The organism is Priestia aryabhattai B8W22, assembly GCF_000956595.1.
In the GTDB taxonomy this organism is placed as follows: Bacteria; Bacillota; Bacilli; order Bacillales; family Bacillaceae_H; genus Priestia; species Priestia aryabhattai.
The window spans coordinates 1-20,377 of the sequence record NZ_JYOO01000040.1; the positions used below are offsets into that span (position 1 = coordinate 1).

Here is a 20,377-nt window from a genome sequence, read left to right on the forward strand (position 1 = left end):
AAGCTTCTGCGGATGTAGCGCAGAAGCTTTTATTATTGTTATTTATTTAATTCAAAACGCCCAGTTCCCTTTTCTAAACACAGGCTCGCTTGTACCGTCAGCTTTGATGCCGTCGATGTCCATTTCAGCTGAGCCAATCATGAAGTCAACGTGGGTGATGCTGTCGTTTTAAAGTGAAAAATTAGGGTTCTGTGACCAATCCGTGACCACTGTGTGACCACAAATTTTATGTTCTTAAGCTTGTTATTAAAGGTTTCCCAATATTGCCTTCTGTTAAACTTATTGTTGTTGCTGTTGCTGTTGCTGTTGTTGTTGTTGCTGTTGTTGTTGTTGTTGTTGTTGCATTGTATTAAATTCCTGTTGGTAAAAACTATTAAAATCTTTTAGAATCTTTCTTGTAATAGACTTGGTATTCTCTCCCTTGGTTTCTTTATTTAGATATACTTTACTTACTACCACTTCAAAATCCTCGGTTTTTTTTGTTTTTCTAAAAAAATGAGGAAATCCAAATTCTAAAATGCAAACACCTTTCGCAGATACATAATCAAAATTATATTCCACCTGTAATGCTCTAAGTATTAAAAAATCGTAATAAGCTTCATTTACAACATATTCTATATTATTTAATGTCTCACCTTTTTCACCATTAATTATTACATTCCTAACACCATCATCAAAAAGCAACCCTGTTTTTTCCATTTCTACTTTCAAAGTTTTATCTCTACCGATTTCAATGTTTTTTACTGATTTAAACTTTAGCTTATCCCCTGGGATATCGTTAGCTAAAGCTAACATAAACTTCATTCGATTATTATTGTTTAGTTTTCCTGAAGTGTACCTTGCTAGATCGCTACTTGTCTCTACCTCATCATTTTCCTTTAAGGAAGAGCTTATCCTTTTTATTATCTCAGAATTTATTTCCTCTGTTTCTCCTGAAGTATATTCACTTGAAAATTGGATTTCACCTGTATTTCCATCTTTAATAATATCTACTCTACCTGAAAATTTTTTATTTATACTTGCCCAATCTAATGTAATATCCTCTCTCAGTACTTCGTACTCGACATATAAATGATTTTCATTTTCAACATTTAAAGCTGTATCAGTTTGAAAAGTACAGTTATTCTCGTCTGTTTCTAATTGCTCACTAGCTATTAAATCAATGTTAATTACTTCAAAAAGGGTATTATCAGTTTTACTTTTTATTGTATTGTTTCTCACCTTCACGTTATCTTCCTTAATTTTTTGAATCTCTTGCAATTCTTCAAACTCTTTAGGACTGATTAATGTCGTAGTAAGAAATTGCACAGTAGTTTTTCTGTCTTTACTAACATTAAAAACCCCTCTTTTTTTCAAAAGCCTTTGCATATCACTTTCAGTTATCACTGATTTTTTTAGCAATGGTTTTAGTTTTTCTCCATTCGGAAGTAATACAGAGATATCTCTACTCATTCAAATACACCATCCCTAAAATCAGGATTTAATTTCTTTAGTTTAATTTTCTTAATAAATTTATCTGAACTAAAAGAGCTATAAGCGTTTCGCACTACATCTTTATGATGCATATCATGATAGTCCGGGAAAACAAGTACAACTTCACTTGAAAAATCTCTTGTAAAAGATTGCGCTAAGCTAATTAACCGCTTTAAATAGTTTTCATCAAAAGGTTCTTCAGTCACTAATAGTAATGTTTCATTTCCATTTACATTAGCAGTGAATGGAATAATAGACGAGGAGATATATTCCATTGGTAACTGTTTTCCTGAATATAACTTATCCATTGAAGAATTATTTAAACCCGTATCAATGTAAAAATACTCCACATTTTCTTCTCCATATTCTTGATGTACAAAGGATACAGCTTCAAAAAGGAACTGTGCTCGCTTATTGTCTACAAGCGTTAAAGAATCTAATGCAGATGTTTCCTCTACCCTAATATTATCTAATTTATCTAACAAACTTAAATGCTCCGAACCATCAACATCGTTCCTATCTATCCAGAAAATTACACCATCTATTTTTCTTGCCTTTGTACCGTTAATTTTTCTTTTGAACAATTCTGAAGATGGATAGCATTCTGCTGCTGTAGAAAGATCTGCATAGAACTCTTTAAATTTAGTTTTTATGCCGTTTTCACTAGCTGGATATTTATCTCTACACTTCACACTAATTAATACATCTTGTCTAGTATTATCTATTAGGTTAGATTTGTATTGATAAACATTGTCGATACCATGTTTCAACTTCGACTTATTTTCACTTCCATGTTTTTTGCTTTGAACGCAATTTATTGAAACGCCACTGTCTGGCATAATCCAGCCAAACATCTCGAGCAACCTGGCTACAATTTTCTCTCCAAGTTCTCCTGAATTTTTTGCTGCTTCTCCTCCAGCCATCCCTATTTTTCCTCCTCAAAATAAATTTTGTAAAACTTCTTACTTTTTTCTTCATCAAACCCTTTTTCCAAAAACTCATTCATTTTGCTGTTTTCTCTTAATGATATTCTTATGTTTATATCACTATCAAGTACTATCGTCTTAGTAAACTTTTTCTCAATTTTTCTTACTAGATCTGATGTAATGTTAGTCTCTAAAGGCTGTATTTGTTTTTTAAAATAACTGACATCTAAATTTTTTTCTTGAAACACATTTTCAACATACCTTTCTGCATCAAAATATGTTTCTTCTTTAAAATAATTGATGCTTTTTGACAGATATTCTACTTTTTTCTCCGGTGCTAAATCTGGACTATTAGTTATAAATTTCCTGCATTCTTTAAGTAACTGTTCAGTTTTATATCGTTCATCAACTTTATACTTTACATTCAAAAAGTTCTCTTTCCAAAATACTGTATCCTCTTGTTTTCTATTTTTGACGAAAACTAAAGATTCTTCAGTTTCTTTAAAAAACATAACTAGCCCCAATTTATTGTTTTGTTTAAGATTTATCCCTTTATAGCTAGATAATGTTAGCTTTTCATTTAGGTTATTAACTTGTAAAAATAGTTCTTTGTCCTCCACTTTTATAATACTTAAGATATCTACTTCTTTATTTTCGTATTTAGCACCTGTGAATTTTAATGTGAGCAATTCTCCACCTTTAATATTTGGGTGCCTTGATACTTCAATAAGGTGCCTAGCTATATTTTGAGAGTTTTTTATGAAATCCTTATTCTCTTTTAATATTTCCCTCGTAAAAAAGTAAACTTCATTAAGATTCAGTTCAGATTCGTGGGAAAATTCACATATCTCATTTTCTTCGAACCTATTAAATGATAGTGTCAAAAATGCTTTTTGCAAATATTCAATGTCATTTATTAAACTATCTGAGATAACACTTTTAACATTTTCTAAAGGACTAGCAATATAATGTAAAACTGCAGTTTCAAGTACACACTTGCTTAAATCAAGCATCCAATTACCTCCTTTGAACTATTTCTAAATGCCCTTAAATTCGCCTAACACTTTCTAATTATTACATATTTTTATCAATATTTGTCTAATATTCTGCACATAAAATTTTTTATTCAAAACATTGGTATTTAGTTTAGCTGAGATTAATTTGTGTATCAGAGTTACCTTCATTTCTTATACCAAAAGCTTATTTACGTTGAAGTCCTAATCCCACTCCTATTCTCAGTGAAAATTTTGAAATATCCCCACCATAACCATCACCTTCACAACATAAATTAAGAGACTCTTTTGTGAGTCTCTTAATTTAACTTACTTTATACTCCTTAACCTTGCGATAGAATGTAGCCCTAGTTATATTTAATTATTCCACTTCTACTACTGGAATAATTTTAGTCCTTCTTTAGTTCTATCGATTAGCTAGTTTTCATTTGTTACGGTTTCTTTCTTTTTACTTCTATTAATTAATATCATAAGTGTTTCTTTTTGTTTGTTAAGTCTACTCTTTGTTAAATTAATGGTCTATAATCCCATTAAAATATTGAAATTTGCGCCAAGTTAAACATCTTTTTATAAAATCTTATCAATATTAATGACAACTTCAGTTTTTTTCAAAGTTGATCTACTCATATGAACCTCTCTATCATCTACCGTATTCAGCTTCACAATATCGATATCATTGCATTCTCTTAACATTTCCTGGATTTGTTTTATCCTCTTTTTTCTGTTGTTATTACTCCCCCAACCTATATAAAGCTTAACGCTATTATTTACTGCATGTCTAATCCATTTATCAGTTTGTTGATCGTATCTCTTATCATAGTCTATAGCTTTTAACTTACTCTCCGAGTTACATCTGTATGAAAAAAGATTTACTATATAAAAACCTCCAAAATTTTTTGAAATACAATAATTCATAAATAACATTACTGACTTGTCTAAATAAAGAGCATCAGTTTCCTTTCTTGGATTCAACATGATTATTGTTACTATAGATTTTTCTTCATCCCAAACTTTTTTGAGTAGATAACGATGCGTTGCACTTTCATCTTTAGAAAATTCCGCTTCACTTTTAATAAGGATGTTAGTCTGCATAAATGCATCTCCCCTCTTATTTTCATATTTAATAAATACACAATATCGATAAAAGAAAACATCTAATGAAACAAAAAGCTTATACTTATTATCTAAACGTGTTAAAAAAGATATTCTTTTCTCATGTTTACAGATTTTGTTTATTCTTATTAAAATTACAGTTTTACTAGTTTATATATAAAATCATTCTAAATCCGACTATAAATAAGAAAAGGGATTACAATTGGTTAGTAATCCCTTTTCTTTTATTATATACCATTTATTAATTTGTCTCTTCCTGTGGAAAAAGCTTCCATAAAGAAAGATTCCCTTCTGCTTCTCAATTCTTCAATTGATTGAACTGATGAAAACTTCTGAAATTCATCCTCGTTAAGACCTGTATACTTTTCTATCATTCTTATTAACCAAGGATCATTTATAGCAGTTAATTTTTTATTACCTTTGCTAATATTTTCACGTTTAGGAAGCAATGCAAGATTGTAAAGATTATGTTGAACAATTTTATTATCAATATTCGATCCTTCAAAAGATGATTGTGGTATTATATGATCAACTTCAATGGGTATACTTTTATTATTTGGACCATCAAATTCAGCTAAACAGTAATAGTAATACAGAATTGGTTTTAATATTTTAACTGAAATTACTTCATCATGAAGGGTATTGTGTTCAAAAATTTCTTCTAGTAGTGAAGTCCACCTTTCAATCTTAACAGGTTCAAACGTCTTACTAAAACCAAACTTTTCAATATTATCAGCAAGCCTTGAGTCACTTGAACCCCGCCACAACTTAGTAACATATTCATATATCATCTTATCGAAAAGAACAACGCTATTTCTTTGAACCTTCTTCATTTCATGATTACCAAGAGGTCTTCCTCTTTGTATCCAATCCTTATAGATCATGACCAAGAAATTAATAGAAATAGTATCACTAGTCAATTCCATTAAACATGTATTCCAAGAGAGTAAAAACTTAAAGAAGGAATGTTCAGATATTATTCTTCCGAGTTCATTAAAATCTCGAACCAGTTGCTCAATATCTTCTTCCCATGTTAATTGCCTGTTCCTTGATACATTAGAAATTTTATCTTTTGTAATACCTTTTTCAAAGATTGCACCCAAAATTTTAAAACCTAATGTAACCCTAGTCCTAAATTCTGTTTCCTTTGCGTAAGATAAATTTTTAAAGATGAAATTAAGCGTTCCTAATCTCCCTAATAAAGTAGCTGGAAAATCCCATCTAACTACACCTTCTCGTTTTATATTCATTACATTATATAGTTCGTTTACATGTTGCTCTAAAGAATGAGATGGATGAGCAATCTTTCTGTTCCAAGAAGGTTTTGCAGACAATATTTCAACTGCTGTCAAGTCCGTTCCCTCGGAGTTAATTAACTTAAATATATTTTGCGCATCAATGCTTTTAGCACTTTTCAGTTCAATTATACCAATCAATGTATCCCTGAGTCTATTCTCAATCAATTCTACTATTTCAATTCTTTCTTCGATTCTTTCCCAGGTTTGATGGAGTAGTTTTCTAAAACTACTCAATACCTTATCTTCTAAACTATAACGGGAGATTAAGTAACTTATGAAATCTTGTTCTGATATATCCTCAATTCCTTCATCATAGCAGTTCTTTTTAAAGTTTCTTATAAACGAAACTAATTTTTTACCATTTAACTTTGCATAACCTGAATGATATTCAATGTATTCTAAGTTAGGTATTTGTCTGGAAAAGTTAAATGGAATAGAGAAACCTGTACCATTTCTTTTTTTATTATGGCAAACGAGAATTATTTTCAACAGTAATTTTAAATCATCTTTGTCCTGATTTAAAGATGGTTTATCTTCTATTGTTGCAGCTATTTCATCATTGTCTTCCAAATAATCGTCATCGTCATCATAAAGTTCATCAGAATAACTATTTTCTTCTATACTACTTTCTTTTGAGGAAGTATCAATTTTTTCCTCCTCTTCCACTTCATCATTTTCTAAATGCTCTTCAATTGCATTCCAAAACTTTTCTTCTATCTCATCAGGCTGATCACCATTTTTTAGTTTTAAGAATACTCTAGCCCAACTGTATATCTCTTCTGGGTTCTCTAACATTAGTAAAAGAGCGTTTCTCCTTTGTCTGCCATCAAGTAACCATTTTGTATTTCGCTTTTTGCCTTTCTCCTCATTAATAACACAAATTCCAATTGGATAATTGTTAAAAATACTAATACATAACTTAAAATTCTTCTTAATGTCCCAAGTTTGTTTCCTTTGGAACCTCGGGAGCCTAATATTTCTATCTTCAATCAATGTTTTAGCGGATTCGGATCTAATTTGATACATTATTCGACCTCCAATACCATCTCTTCTATCAATACTTTAGCATTTTACCCTATTAAACTGTATAATAAAGCGAATGCGGAAATTAATTATAAAACACCTAACCTTTCTTAGCAGACGCTTTTTTTATAGCAGAAAATCATAATATGTTTATAATATGTTTATACAAAAAGGGCAATAGCCTTTGAATAATTATTTTTATGGCTCTGCTTACTGGAATACGAAAAGGAGAAATCCTAGGGCTACGATGGAGAGATATTGATTTTGAAAAACAGGTTATCTACATTAGGCAAATCTACGACGGATATGCGAAAGAACTTAAGGTGGGGGCTAAAACAGCGTCTGGTGTACGTTCTATTCATATTCCTAATATGCTTGTTAATCAATTGAAAAAAGAGCGTAAGAAAGTATTAGTTAATAAACTTAAACAAGGTATAGCCTATAACGATTATGACTTAGTGAACTGTACAAAGTTTGGCAACTCTTTAGATTCATCTACTTTATCTAAGAGATTCAAGAACCATGCTAAAAAACTTGGACTACCTGTGATACGATTTCATGATTTACGTCATACGCATGTAACCATGTTGATTCAGCAAAATGTGAATGTGAAAGTTATCTCTGAACGTGTTGGACACTCTTCCATTCAAATCACATTAAATCAATACAGCCACGTCTTGCCGAGTATGCAACAAGAAGTGGCTGATAAATTGAATACCTTATTCGTTAATATGTGACCAGCTTGTGACCAATCAGAAGGTTAAGGTGGTTAAAACCCTATTACATCAAGGTTTAAATCAAAACGCCCAGTTCCCTTTTCTAAACACAGGCTCGCTTGTACCGTCAGCTTTGATGCCGTCGATGTCCATTTCAGCTGAGCCAATCATGAAGTCAACGTGGGTGATGCTGTCGTTTGCTCCGTTTTGTGATAGCTCTTCTTTAGACATCGTTTTTCCGCCTTCTAAACAGAAGGAATACGAGCTGCCGATGGCTAAATGGTTGGATGCATTTTCGTCAAACAGCGTGTTGTAGAAAATGATGTTTGACTGAGAGATTGGCGATTGATGCGGTACTAAGGCTACTTCGCCTAAGTATTTGGCACCTTCATCTGTTTCAATTAAGTGCTTTAACGTTTCTTCGCCTTCTTCTGCTTTTACATCAACAATTTTTCCGTTTTCAAATGTTAGCGTGAAGTTTTCAATTAAGTTTCCTGCGTAGCTAAGCGGTTTTGTGCTCGTTACTTGACCATTTACGCCGTCTTTTTTCGGAAGTGTGAATACTTCTTCTGTTGGCATATTGGCCATGAACGAGTTGCCGTCTTCATTCACACTGCCTGCGCCAACCCAAATATGTTTGTCAGGAAGCTCAATTGTTAAATCTGTTCCTGGCGCTTTATAGTGAAGCTTAGAAAATTTCTTTTCATTTAAAATGTCTACTTTTGTATGTAATGAAGCATTATGCTCTTCCCATGCGGCCACTGGATCTTCCTGGTCTACGCGCACGGATTTAAAAATAGCTTCCCACAGTTTTTCTTGCTGCTGTTCTTCTGGAACGTCAGGAAATACTTTAGCTGCCCAGTCTTTTGAAGGAACAGCTACAATGGACCAGCTGATTTTATCGGATTGGATTGCTTCACGGAATTTTTTCATTGCTTTTCCGCTTACTTTTTGGAACGCAGCAATACGTTTGCCGTCTACTCCTTTTAGTAAGTCAGGACCGCTTGAAATTACAGATAAAACAGCGCCTCCGTTTTTCACAAGCTCTTCTCTTGCTTGAGCTTTCCAAGCAGGAAATTCATTAAATACAGATTCATCCGCTTTTTCATATTTCAAACGAACTAAATGATCGTCATGCCAGTCTACATCAACAGACTTTGCTCCAGCTTCGTACGCTTTTTTCGCAATTTCACGAACAAAATCAGCGGAAGAAATATCGGCATTAATATTTAATACTTGCCCTTTTTGAATGTTTACACCGACTTTTACAGCCAGCTCGGCGTACTTTTCAATATTGCGCTCAAACTGTTCCATAATTTATCTCCTTTACGTATATATTCTAACAACTTCATTGTATCATGAATAAAACGCCAATTAAAAATCCTAACTTATAGTTTACATAATATAATTACGTTATTTTATAGATTATTATATAGCAAAAGTTTGTTCTCTAAGAATCAGAACAAACTTTTGTCTTTCACAGATTCAGTTTTGTAGCCGAGCCGCTCCGAAATGTTCTTGCCTATATCAACCATGCGTTCTTGAAGATATGTTAAGCGCTCATTTGTCATACGCATCGTAGCACCAGAAATACTGACTGCAGCGACGACTTGACCAAGGTGATCAAAAATAGGCGCTGCAATGCAGGTAATTCCATATTCATTTTCTTCTAAATCCAGCGCATATCCCTTTTGTTTCACTTCTGAAAGTTCTCGAAGAAAGCTTTCTTCATCTGTAATGGTGTGATCGGTATGAGCTGGTAAGCCTTTTCTTTCAAGAATGCTTGTTACCGTGTTAAGCGGTAAAAAAGCTAGGATAGCTTTACCAACGGAGGTGCAATGCATTGGTGCTCTTTTCCCCACTTTTGAATGCATGCGCAGCGTCTGATTTCCTTCTAATTTTTCAATATACACTACTTCACCTTGATCGTAGACAACAAGATGAATAACTTCATTTGTTTCACTTTCAAGTTCTTGCAAAAACGGCTTTGCTTCTGTCCGTAAATCAATAGAATCTAAAAGCTTTGAACTTACTTCTAAAAACTTATACCCAAGCTTGTACCGCCCGCTTTCTTGATCTTGTTCAATATACCCATACTGAGCAAGAGTAGTTAGAATACGGTATACGGAGCTTTTATTAATGTCCATTTGCTTTGCAATTTCTGTGACTCCTACCCCTTCTCTTTCCATGCTGACAATTGTGACAATATCCAATGCCCGGCTTACAGACTTAACCATATTTTCTCTCTCCATTTTTCTTCTCTCCTCTATGTGTCATTTTACTGCCGGGCATTTTTTTATCACTTTTATACGTTTACACGTTCTTTCTCTGCAACAAATGGATTTTGGAGAGTTCCAATTTCTCCGATGGTGCATTCAATAACATCGTTTGCGCTCACCAGTTCCGCGCCGACCGGACTTCCTGTTAAAACCACATCTCCCGGCTTAAGGGTCATAACAGTAGATAGGTAAGCGATCATTTCTCCAACAGAAATAATCATTAAATCTGTCGAGCTGTTTTGTTTTTCAACGCCATTTAAAAACGCTTTTACGTGAATTGACTTAAAATCAAGCTCCGTTTCGATTACGGGTCCAAGAGGCGTAAACGAATCAAAGGATTTTCCAATGGTCCAGTGCCCGTCTTCATGAAAATAATCCGGAGCCGTTACATCGTTTCCAATTGTATACCCAAATATATAATCCCGTACGTCTTCTTTTGCGATGTTCTTTGCCTCTTTTCCAATAACAACCGCAAGCTCGGATTCAAACTTAACGTGCTTAATGGCAGTTGGAATAACAATGTCTTCGTTTGGACCAATCACAGAAGATGTGGGCTTAAAAAAGAAGACAGGAATAGAAGGCATTTCCTTTGGAAGCTCCGACTTTGCGGCTGCATAATTTGCGCCTATTCCAATAATTTGATTCGGCTCTAAAGGAGCCAAAAGCTTTACTTCATTTACTGAAAAAGTCTGTCCTGTATAGTTCCATTTCTCAAATATATTTCCTTCAATAACGCTGATCGCATCCTCTTTTAGTACACCTGTATGACGGCTATCTTGTACAGCGAACCTTACAAATTTCATGACATAACTCCTTTTCCCATTTGCTGTGTTTTAATAAGGATCGTAGGTAGTCAGGTTCTTAAGATGTAAGTACAGCCTGCCATCTCTATGCTGACAGGCCGTTTTTTTTTACTGTTTTATAGCTGCTTTTGCCTTTGCTTCGATACGGCGGCGGTGTAAAATCGGCTCCGTATAGCCGTTTGGCTGATCATAGCCTTGAAATACTAAATCGCAGGCTGCCTGAAAAGCAATAGATGTGCTGTAGTTCGATGACATTGGCTGATACAGAGGATCATTTTCATTTTGTTGATCTACTACTTTTGCCATTCGCTTTAGCGTTTCCGTTACTTGTTCTTTTGTACAAATTCCATGATGAAGCCAGTTGGCTACGTGCTGACTGGAAATACGAAGCGTTGCCCGGTCTTCCATCAGCCCTACATTATTAATATCCGGTACTTTTGAGCACCCTACTCCTTGGTCGACCCATCTTACTACATAGCCAAGTATTCCTTGAGCGTTGTTGTCTAGCTCCTGCTGGATTTCATCTTTGCTCCAATTTGGTTTTTCTGCCACAGGAATTTGCAAAATATCATCTCGTAGATCGGTAGACTGAGTAAGCAATTCATTTTGAACATCTCTTACATCAATTTGATGGTAGTGAAGAGCATGGAGCGTCGCTGCAGTCGGTGAAGGCACCCATGCCGTATTCGCTCCTGCTTTTAAATGCCCCACTTTTTGCTTAAGCATTTCGGCCATCATATCCGGCATTGCCCACATGCCTTTTCCGATTTGAGCGCGGCCTTGGAACCCGCTTGCTAACCCTACATTTACATTAGACTGTTCGTAGCCTTGAAGCCATTTAGACGCCTTCATATCATTTTTACGGATAACGGCGCCTGCTTCCATAGAAGTGTGAATTTCGTCACCTGTTCGATCCAAGAATCCAGTATTAATAAACGCCACTCGGTCTTTTACTTCTTTGATGCACGCTTTTAAATTAAGCGTTGTACGGCGCTCTTCATCCATTACGCCGATTTTAATTGTATGACGCTCAAGCCCTAGCATATCTTCAATTGAATTAAATAACGTGTTGGCAAAAGCTACTTCTTTGGAGCCGTGCATTTTCGGTTTAACGATATAGATAGAGCTCTTTTTAGAATTTTGATACGTACCGTTTTTAAGCAAAGTGTGTTTGGCAATTAAACTAGTAATTACGCTGTCTAAAATACCTTCATAGATTTCGTTGCCATTTCGATCTAAAACAGCGCTGTTTGTCATTAAATGCCCAACGTTTCGAACAAACATAAGTGAACGGCCAGACAGTGAAATCTTTTCCTTGTCGGGAGAAATATAGGTACGGTCTGGATTTAAACGCCTTGTCATGTTTTGACTTCCTTTTTTAAAAGTAGACGTCAAATCACCTTTCATTAATCCCAGCCAGTTGCGGTAAACATCTACTTTGTCTTCTGCGTCTACTGCCGCTACTGAATCTTCACAGTCCATAATCGTCGTAAGAGCTGCTTCCATTAAAATATCTTTTACACCCGCATCGTCTGTTTTACCAATCGAATCCGTACGATCAATTTGAACTTCAAAATGCAGGCCGTTGTTTTTGAATAAAAGAGCATCAGGGCTTTTTTCTTCTCCTTGATACCCTACAAATTTATCTTCTTCCTGTAACTCTGTTAAACTGCCATCGTTTAATTGAGCGACAAGCTTTCCATTTTCAAGACTGTACTGAACCACTTCTGCATGAGAAGACTGAACGAGCGGAATAACTTCATCAAGAAAACTCTTCGCAAACGCAATAACTTTTTCTCCTCGAATTGGATTATAAGAACTTGTGCGCGAAGCTCCATTTTCTTCACTGATTGCATCAGTGCCGTAAAGTGCATCATAGAGACTTCCCCAGCGTGCATTAGCAGCGTTGATAGCATACCGAGCGTTATTCACTGGTACAACAAGCTGCGGTCCCGCTTGATAGGCAATTTCGCTATCTACTCCTTCTGTACCAATAAGAAAATCTTCTGCCTTGTCTTCTAAATAGCCAATTTTCGTTAAAAACGACTTGTATTCGTTAAAGTCACCGTCAGGATTTTCTTGATGCCACGCATTAATTTGAGCTTGCAGCTGATCACGCTTTTCTAACAAACGTTTATTTACGGGTGTTAACTCGGTTACTAACGCTTCAAAATCAGACCAAAACTGTTCTGTACTTAGGCCGCTGCCCGGAAGAGCTTCCTCATTAATAAATTGATAGAGAACTGGAGCTACTTTCAGATTTCCAACTTGTTTGTAGTTTGTCACCGTCTGTTTCCTCCTCTTATTCTTTTACATTTTAAATTTGGACGCGCTTTCAATTCTTTTTGCCACAATGGTTAAGACGAACATATGCGGTGCTGTTTCTTATTACAAAACAGCGTTTTATTTTTGTTAAAAAAATCATATCATCGAGCGAATATATTTTCAAGAATTTTCTAAAAATATCCCACTTTTTTCTTTTCTTTTTTGACTTCAGCGCAGCGGCTCGGACTTGGAAAAAGCTTTCCTGCATTTAATAGATTTTTAGGATTAAATACTTCTCGTATATTCGTTTGTGCTTGAATTTCATCTTCATTAAAAACAAATCGCATTTCTTCTTTTTTTTCAATGCCCACACCGTGTTCCCCGGTAATCGTTCCTCCTACTTCTGCACATACTTGCAAACATGCGCTTCCGGCTTCGAGTGCTTTTTCAGTTTCCCCTGGCTTTCTAGCATCAAATAATACAAGCGGATGCAAGTTCCCGTCTCCAGCGTGAAAAATATTGGCAATACGAAGACCTGCTTCTTCGCTAATTTTGTTGATTCGCTTCAGCACTTGAGGCAGTTTACTTCTTGGAATAACCCCGTCTTGTACGAGGTAGTCAGGGGATATAGCTCCCATCGCCCCAAATCCTGTCTTCCGATTTGCCCACCATCTGGCGCGCTCTTCTTCACTTTCAGCTACTTTCACTTCCCGTACGTTTTGTTTTTTGCATACGTCTAAAATACGAAGGATTTGCTCTTCGATACCGGCTGAAATGCCGTCTACTTCAATTAATAAAAGAGCTTCAATATCTCTAGGGTGTCCGACTGGAAACGCAGCAGCTTCCACTCCTTCAATGGCGGTTTTATCCATCATTTCAAGCGCAGCGGGCACAATGCCGGCTGATATAATGTCTGATACCGCTTGGCTGCCGTCTTCTACCCGGTCGAAATAGGCAAGAACCGTTTGTTTGGCTTCCGGGTTTTTCAAAATGCGTACCGTAATTTTTGTAACGATTCCTAACGTCCCTTCTGATCCTGTTAAAAGTCCTAATAAATCATATCCTGGTTCATCTGGAATACCTTGCTTGCCAAGCTCAATCACATCTCCATTTGGAAGCACCACCTCTAGCCCTAAAATATGGTTGGTAGTTACTCCATATTTAAGACAGTGTGCCCCTCCCGCATTTTCCGCTACATTTCCACCAATGGTGCAGCAATACTGACTCGAAGGATCCGGGGCATAATAATATCCTTTTTCAGAGATCGAATTGGTTAATTTAAGATTAATAAATCCCGGCTCTACCACGGCACGTCTGTTTTCATAGTCCACGCTAAGCAGGCGCTTCATTTTCACTAAACTAATAACCACTTCGTTATTAAGAGGAATCGCTCCGCCGCTTAGTCCTGTGCCTGCTCCTCTTGCAAGAAAAGGCAAATCGTGTTCATTGCAGTATTTAACAATGTTAGAAACTTCTTTTGTGTTTCGAGGAAATACCACCGCTTTAGGCAAGTGTCTGTGAATGGTAAACCCATCGCAGTCGTACGCAAGCAAATCTTCTTTGTGATACAAAATAGAATGAGCATCTACTAGTTGAGAAAGATTTTTTACATGAAGATCTTTTATTCTATTTTTCTTCAACACGATGCGCTTCCTCCTCTTCTTTTTGATAGGCCCACTCTAAAAGCTGTACCGTGTGAACAATTTGCTGACTTCGTCCATATTTTTTCACTCCTACTGCCATCTGCAGCATACATCCTGGGTTTCCCATTGAAATCATTTCTACGTCATGGGGCACATTTTCCATTTTACTTTGAAGCACGGCTCCCGCCATGTCAGGGTTTGTTAAATTATAAATTCCTGCGCTTCCACAGCATCGGTCCGCGTTAGCCATATGAACCATTTCAACTCCCGGAATAGAAAGCAAAATATCTCTTGGTTCTTCTCTAACTCCTTGACCATGAGCTAAATGGCAAGCATCGTGGTACGTAATGCGCGTATGCAGCTTCGCCTGCGGAGGGCGATATCCCGTATCGTAAAGATATTTTGAAATATCCTGGACTTTTTCAGCAAAGGCTTCGGCTTTTTCAAGCCACTCTTGCTCTTCTTCTCTAAATAGTTCAGGATACTCTTTTAACATGCAGCCGCATCCCGCAGCGTTTACAATAATGGTATCGGCATGCTGAAACGCCTCTATATTTTTTTTTGCAAGCTGTCTTCCCATGTCTCGGTCTCCTGCATGAACGTGCAAAGCACCACAGCACGTCTGAGAATGAGGAATAACAACGTCGTTTCCGTTTCTTCTTAATACATTAAGAGTCGCTTCGTTAATATCGCTGAACATGACGTCCATAATGCAGCCGGTTAAAAAAGCAACTTCGGCTTTTCTTTCTGCATTTGCTTTTAGAACGCGTTCTTTTTTATATTTTTTTCGAACAGAACGGGTAATTTTAGGCATTACATGTTCCATTTCTGCTAGATGTGTTGGCATCATATTTAACATGCCTGTTGTGCGCATCATTTTTTGCATCCCGCTTTTTTGGTACAACTTTAATAAACTTCCTGCAGCTTCCAAGCGATGGGAATGAGGAAAAAGTTCCTTAAGAAAAAATTTGCTGATCATCCCTTTCCAGCCGGTCAAAGGCATTGCTTGACGAATTTGGCCGCGAGCTTCTTCAATGAGTCCGCCAACGTCTACATTTGCAGGGCAGGCAGTTGTACAGGCACGGCAGTCCAAACAGGCAAAAACAGGGTCTGTAAACTGTGCATTTACGTTTATTTTTCCTTCTGCTACCGATTTGATAAGATGAACGCGTCCTCTTGGTGAATGCTGCTCTTGTCCCGTTATTTCATAAGTAGGACAAGACTCTAAGCACATTCCGCAGTGTACACAATCCGCCCATTTTTTTTCGTCTGGCGCGTCTTTCCACAAATAGTTGCTAACGCTTTGACATGGAGCATCTTTGATATCCGCTTTCGCTGAATTCACTTAGATTCCTCCTATAAATCGTTTATAGTTAAGCACATTTTTAGCGTCCATCTTTGCTTTAATTCCTGCTAGTAACGGAAAATGAGAAGGTTTTTCCCCCCACACATTTACTTTTTGGCGCAGTATAAAAGGCAAATGTTTAACCACCACATATCCTCCGTACGTTTTAGCCGTTTCAGTAAATGAAGTGATAACGGAAAGAATGGCTTCTTCTGAGCCCTTTATGTAGACTGAGCAAAGACCGTGTCCAACTCCTCCATGTGCTTTTATCAGCATTGGAAGGGACGTTTTTAAAGCAGTACTTTTGTTTATCACGTCAAGTACATTTATATTTGGTACGCCAACTTTTAAAGTGGCTTCCGTTTCTTCTTCGGAAGAACAAAGTGCACCATTTGGACTAATGTTACTAAAAAATCCCCAGAACACCTCGGCTTCTTTTTCCTGCAGTACTTTTAAAATCGTATCAGCAGGCTGAATACTTTTGATGTAATTCTCTTGATAATGAACGGAACTTTCCACGTCTTCAAAGCTGATTACAAGCGTAAACAGATGCTGCCCTATTACATCTTCAGCTAGAGAAGGATTTAATAATTCCAAAGCAACGGGCTCTATCATGGAATCTAAGACTTTGCTAACAAAAGCATGGATTTCTTCGATATTGCCCCTTGAAAACGAAAGAAAAAGAACGCTTTGATACTTAGGCAGCGGACGCAGCTTTAACGTTACTTCTGAAATAACGCCGAGCGTTCCCATTGAACCAATAAACAGCTTATTCATATCATAGCCAGCCACGTTCTTGACGACTTTTCCGCCTGAACGAACAATGGTTCCATCTGAATATACGACTCTCATACCGATTACTGCATCTCGCGCTGATCCATAACACAAGCGCTTTGGACCACTTTCATTCGCTGCAATAACTCCGCCGATTGTAGCGTAGTCTCTTAGAGCTGGATCAAGTGAAATTTGCTGGTTGTACGTTTTTAAATACGTTTGCAGCTCTTCAAACGGCGTACCAGCTTTTACAGTAACTGTCATATCACCTACTGTATGTTCAACAATTCCGCTGTATTCAGTCAGCGAAAGCAAAAGGTCTACTGTATCTATAAGTCCGCCAAACCCTTTTTTTGTACCGTTCCCTTCAATGACGACTTTTTTTCCGTGTTCCGCCGCATACTTTAAAACGGCTGCTATTTCTTGTTCTGAAGTTGGCTTAACATGAAGGGATCCGTTATTTCCAAGGAAGTGATTCATATGCTGTTCTTCAAGTGTGGAAGGATGAGATAAAATGGATTTTAAATGACCTGGAAGCTTCAACGTACTCAATAAATTGACTCCTCTCGTTTTGTAATAGCAAACACCGTTTCACTAATAACATAAAGAAGTGCCATATATAATACGACTAAAAGTAGTAGATTAATAAGAAGAATAATTAGTAGAATAGATGGAAAGATATATTTAAAACGCTTACAATCATTAAATCACCTATTCTTGGGATTTTCAACCAATATTTTCTTCTTATCTACAAAAAAATGTCCGTTTTTTTGAAAAAAAGTTCCTTTTAGTACTTGCCTATCACAAAAGGATTAGAATATAATGTAAGCGAATTCATTTTTACATAAGTCATCAGATGACCTTATCATCGTAGTTTTGATTGTTTCGTAGTTCACTAATTTGAAAATGAGGTGTTAGTTATGACATGGACACAGCAGTTCACTCCTGTAGGAAACAGCGTCATTTGGTCTTCATTAATCGCTTTGATTCCTATTCTTTACTTCTTTTGGGCTCTGGCTATTAAACGAATGAAAGGTTATATGGCTGGAGTTACAACTTTACTGGTCGCACTTGCCGTTGCAATACTTGCTTATAAAATGCCGGCTAGCATGGCTTTTATGTCAGCTAGTCAAGGAGCCGTATACGGTATACTGCCGATTGGATGGATTATCATTACGTCTGTTTTTCTTTACAAACTAACCGTAAAAACCGGTCAGTTTGATATTATTCGTACCTCTGTCGTATCTATTACAGAAGATCGCAGACTTCAAGCTTTGTTAGTTGCTTTTTCGTTTGGGGCTTTTCTTGAAGGTGCCGCTGGTTTTGGTGCACCTGTTGCGATTTCAGCAGCTTTGCTTGTAGGGCTAGGTTTTAATCCGCTGTATGCCGCTGGCTTATGTTTATTAGCAAACACAGCACCCGTTGCTTTTGGTGCAATCGGTATTCCTATCACTGCTATGGAAGGTCCTACTGGAGTAGCGGCAATGGAAATCTCTAAAATGGTAGGCCGCCAGCTTCCTTTTATTTCTGTATTTATTCCGCTATATTTGGTTTTTGTAATGGCTGGATTTAAGAAAACATTAGAAGTACTCCCTGCTATTCTAGTATCCGGCGTCTCTTTTGCTCTTACACAGTTTGTCAGCTCTAACTTTTTAGGACCTGAACTTCCTGATATTTTATCGGCACTCGTTTCACTTTTTGCGCTCGCTATTTTCTTAAAATTCTGGAAACCAAAAACAACGTTCCGTTTTCAATCTGAAAAAGCAGCACATGAAGTAGCTTCCGCTTCAGCTGAGCCAAAAGAAACTCCAGATCAACCCGCATTCACGGGAGCTCAAATTGCAAAGGCGTGGTCACCTTTTTTAATTTTAACGATCTTTATTTCTGTATGGGGAATTCCTCAAATTAAAACCGCTTTGACAGGACATTATGAAGGAGCTAACGCTTTTTTGGGCGCTATTAATTCCATCGGACATTATTTAACGTTTATGCCAGAAGTACCTTGGTTAAATAATTTAATTTTAAATGGAAATGGAGAACCGATTGCGGCAGTGTATAAGTTAGAATTACTAGGCGCTGCCGGAACAGCTATCCTGTTGTCTGCTGTTGTCACAAAATTTATTGTCAACATCTCTTGGAAAGACTGGTTTATTACATTTAAGGAGACGTGCAAAGAATTAGCGCTGCCGCTGCTTACAATTATGTCCGTTGTTGCATTTGCTTACGTGACAAATGCTTCTGGAATGAGTACAACCTTAGGACTGCTGTTAGCTAAAACAGGCGCGTTATTTCCCTTTTTCTCTCCTGTACTCGGCTGGCTTGGTGTTTTTATTACTGGATCAGATACATCAGCCAACTTATTGTTCGGCAACTTGCAAAAAATCACGGCTACGTCTATTGGAATGGACCCGCTTCTTGCGCTTGCAGCAAACTCTTCTGGGGGAGTAACCGGTAAAATGATTTCACCGCAGTCCATCGCCGTTGCCTGTGCTGCAGTTGGGTTGGCCGGAAAAGAGTCCGATTTGCTTCGTTTTACGGTGAAGCACAGCTTATTTTTACTGCTGATTGTCTGCGTATTAACATTTTTACAATCTAATGTATTGTCGTGGATGATTCCTTAATAAGATGTATAAGAAATATTTTTAATTTTTAGATTTTCTAAAAGATATACAGGTAATTTTATTGGATAATTTGGAAATACAGCTCGATTGTATTGTTTAATTTCACTACAAATTTATATATTTCTATTCTCTATACAATGTGTTGCTGACTTTTTATATCTTAAATCTAATAATGATAAAATTGCCCTTAAAGTGTTAAGTACTGATTAACACTTTAAGGGCAATTCATCGATTAAAGAATTTTTTGTTAAAATCTCTATATCTTTTATTTACTGTGAAGTTTAAATTTAATTTCAAGTAACCATTTATAATGGTTTTACTATTTTATACCGCACAGGGCTATTTAAATAACAAGTCCAGCTTCATGATTAACCAAATAATTTCTAACAATTTTTAATACAGTATCTTGATTGTGATTCAAGTAAAAATGATCACCTTTTAAAATATACAGTTCCTTAATATGTGTAATGTATTGGTTCCAACTTTCCACACTTTCTTTTGAAACAGAATCTTCTGAGCCCAATAATAGAATTGCTTTACTATTTAACTTCTTAGGTCGCTTAGTTTCTTCATAATTTAACAACATATTCAAATCTGATTGGATAATTGGAAGAAATAAATTCATGAAATCATCTGTTTCCATAAGTTCTTCATTTGTCCCTCCCATTTTTCTCAACGATTGTTTTAACTTGTGTATGTTAGAAAAATCAATGTGCTCCAGTTTATGATTTGGAGATGATTTACTAGATAAAAATAAGTACTCTACGCTGTTATCAAATCTTTCTTCTAACTTCATCGCAATTTCATACGCTACTATTGCCCCCATACTATGTCCGAAAAAGGAAATATTTTCTAGTGAATCTATATGATATTTTTCGTTCATTTCTTCCAATAAGAGATCTGTTAATTGGGAGATATTATTACACAATAACTCACCATATTTCCGGCCATGGCCTGGATACTCCATTGGTATAACTTCAATATCCTGACTATTAAATTTCCATTCCCTGTAAAAAGAGGAACTCCCTCCAGCATACGGAAAACAAAAAAGCTTTAGTCTACTCATCTTTTTTTCTCCTTTACTA

Annotated in this window: 15 protein-coding genes and 1 pseudogene; 2 read left to right on the forward strand and 14 right to left on the reverse strand. The window is 36.3% G+C overall.

The genetic code is table 11. The features are described 5' to 3' along the window. Positions 1-51: 51 nt before the first annotated feature. The 6 genes and pseudogenes from N178_RS27935 to N178_RS22520 form a co-directional block, all read right to left on the reverse strand. Positions 52-168 (reverse strand): annotated as a pseudogene (locus N178_RS27935) (aminopeptidase); the annotation flags it as partial. A 111-nt stretch (positions 169-279) separates the two neighbouring features. Continuing rightward, on the reverse strand, positions 280-1,452 hold the full coding sequence (locus N178_RS22500) for a hypothetical protein (protein WP_045295025.1): 1,173 nt from the start codon (positions 1,450-1,452) through the stop codon (positions 280-282). Then, entirely contained in the window at positions 1,449-2,396 is a 948-nt protein-coding gene (gene gapS4a / locus N178_RS22505; RefSeq protein ID WP_045295027.1) for a GapS4a family protein, read from the reverse strand. Before gapS4a ends, N178_RS22500 begins: the two co-directional genes overlap by 4 nt. Positions 2,397-2,398: 2 nt before the next feature. Continuing rightward, the gene (locus N178_RS22510) at positions 2,399-3,412 is read right to left on the reverse strand and encodes a nucleoid-associated protein (RefSeq protein ID WP_045295029.1); all 1,014 of its coding nucleotides are present in this window, start codon (positions 3,410-3,412) and stop codon (positions 2,399-2,401) included. A gap of 567 nt (positions 3,413-3,979) precedes the next feature. After that, on the reverse strand, positions 3,980-4,504 hold the full coding sequence (locus N178_RS22515) for a DUF1643 domain-containing protein (protein ID WP_045295031.1): 525 nt from the start codon (positions 4,502-4,504) through the stop codon (positions 3,980-3,982). A 248-nt stretch (positions 4,505-4,752) separates the two neighbouring features. Continuing rightward, the gene (locus N178_RS22520) at positions 4,753-6,849 is read right to left on the reverse strand and encodes a DUF262 domain-containing protein (RefSeq protein ID WP_045295033.1); all 2,097 of its coding nucleotides are present in this window, start codon (positions 6,847-6,849) and stop codon (positions 4,753-4,755) included. A 197-nt stretch (positions 6,850-7,046) separates the two neighbouring features. Between N178_RS22520 and N178_RS22525 the strand changes: the two genes are divergently transcribed. Next, the gene (locus N178_RS22525) at positions 7,047-7,583 is read left to right on the forward strand and encodes a site-specific integrase (RefSeq protein WP_045295034.1); all 537 of its coding nucleotides are present in this window, start codon (positions 7,047-7,049) and stop codon (positions 7,581-7,583) included. 60 nt (positions 7,584-7,643) lie between these two features. On the opposite strand, the gene N178_RS22530 is transcribed toward N178_RS22525, so the two are convergent. The 7 genes from N178_RS22530 to N178_RS22560 form a co-directional block, all read right to left on the reverse strand. Continuing rightward, positions 7,644-8,876, reverse strand: a complete 1,233-nt coding sequence (locus N178_RS22530) for an aminopeptidase (RefSeq protein ID WP_045295036.1) — start codon at positions 8,874-8,876, stop codon at positions 7,644-7,646. Positions 8,877-9,019: 143 nt separating this feature from the next. Further along, positions 9,020-9,814: an IclR family transcriptional regulator gene (locus N178_RS22535; protein WP_034268928.1), complete on the reverse strand. Its 795-nt coding sequence runs from the start codon at positions 9,812-9,814 to the stop codon at positions 9,020-9,022. Positions 9,815-9,867: 53 nt separating this feature from the next. After that, positions 9,868-10,644 carry a fumarylacetoacetate hydrolase family protein gene (locus N178_RS22540; RefSeq protein ID WP_045295039.1) on the reverse strand — a complete coding sequence of 259 codons (777 nt, stop codon included), beginning with the start codon at positions 10,642-10,644 and terminating at the stop codon, positions 9,868-9,870. Between the two features lie 108 nt (positions 10,645-10,752). Beyond that, entirely contained in the window at positions 10,753-12,930 is a 2,178-nt protein-coding gene (locus N178_RS22545; RefSeq protein ID WP_045295040.1) for a malate synthase G, read from the reverse strand. A gap of 170 nt (positions 12,931-13,100) precedes the next feature. Continuing rightward, positions 13,101-14,552, reverse strand: coding sequence for an FAD-linked oxidase C-terminal domain-containing protein (locus N178_RS22550; protein WP_045295042.1), 1,452 nt, complete (start codon positions 14,550-14,552; stop codon positions 13,101-13,103). After that, the gene (locus N178_RS22555; RefSeq protein WP_045295044.1) at positions 14,536-15,897 is read right to left on the reverse strand and encodes a (Fe-S)-binding protein; all 1,362 of its coding nucleotides are present in this window, start codon (positions 15,895-15,897) and stop codon (positions 14,536-14,538) included. Before N178_RS22555 ends, N178_RS22550 begins: the two co-directional genes overlap by 17 nt. After that, entirely contained in the window at positions 15,898-17,223 is a 1,326-nt protein-coding gene (locus N178_RS22560) for an FAD-binding oxidoreductase (RefSeq protein ID WP_052942423.1), read from the reverse strand. Between the two features lie 368 nt (positions 17,224-17,591). Here N178_RS22560 and N178_RS22565 point away from each other — a divergent pair, with 368 nt between their 5' ends. Further along, positions 17,592-19,292 (forward strand): L-lactate permease, encoded by a 1,701-nt coding sequence (locus N178_RS22565; protein ID WP_045295045.1) that lies wholly within the window; start codon positions 17,592-17,594, stop codon positions 19,290-19,292. Between the two features lie 343 nt (positions 19,293-19,635). Here N178_RS22565 and N178_RS22570 read toward each other — a convergent pair whose 3' ends face one another. After that, the gene (locus tag N178_RS22570) at positions 19,636-20,358 is read right to left on the reverse strand and encodes a thioesterase II family protein (protein ID WP_045295046.1); all 723 of its coding nucleotides are present in this window, start codon (positions 20,356-20,358) and stop codon (positions 19,636-19,638) included. Positions 20,359-20,377: the final 19 nt, after the last annotated feature.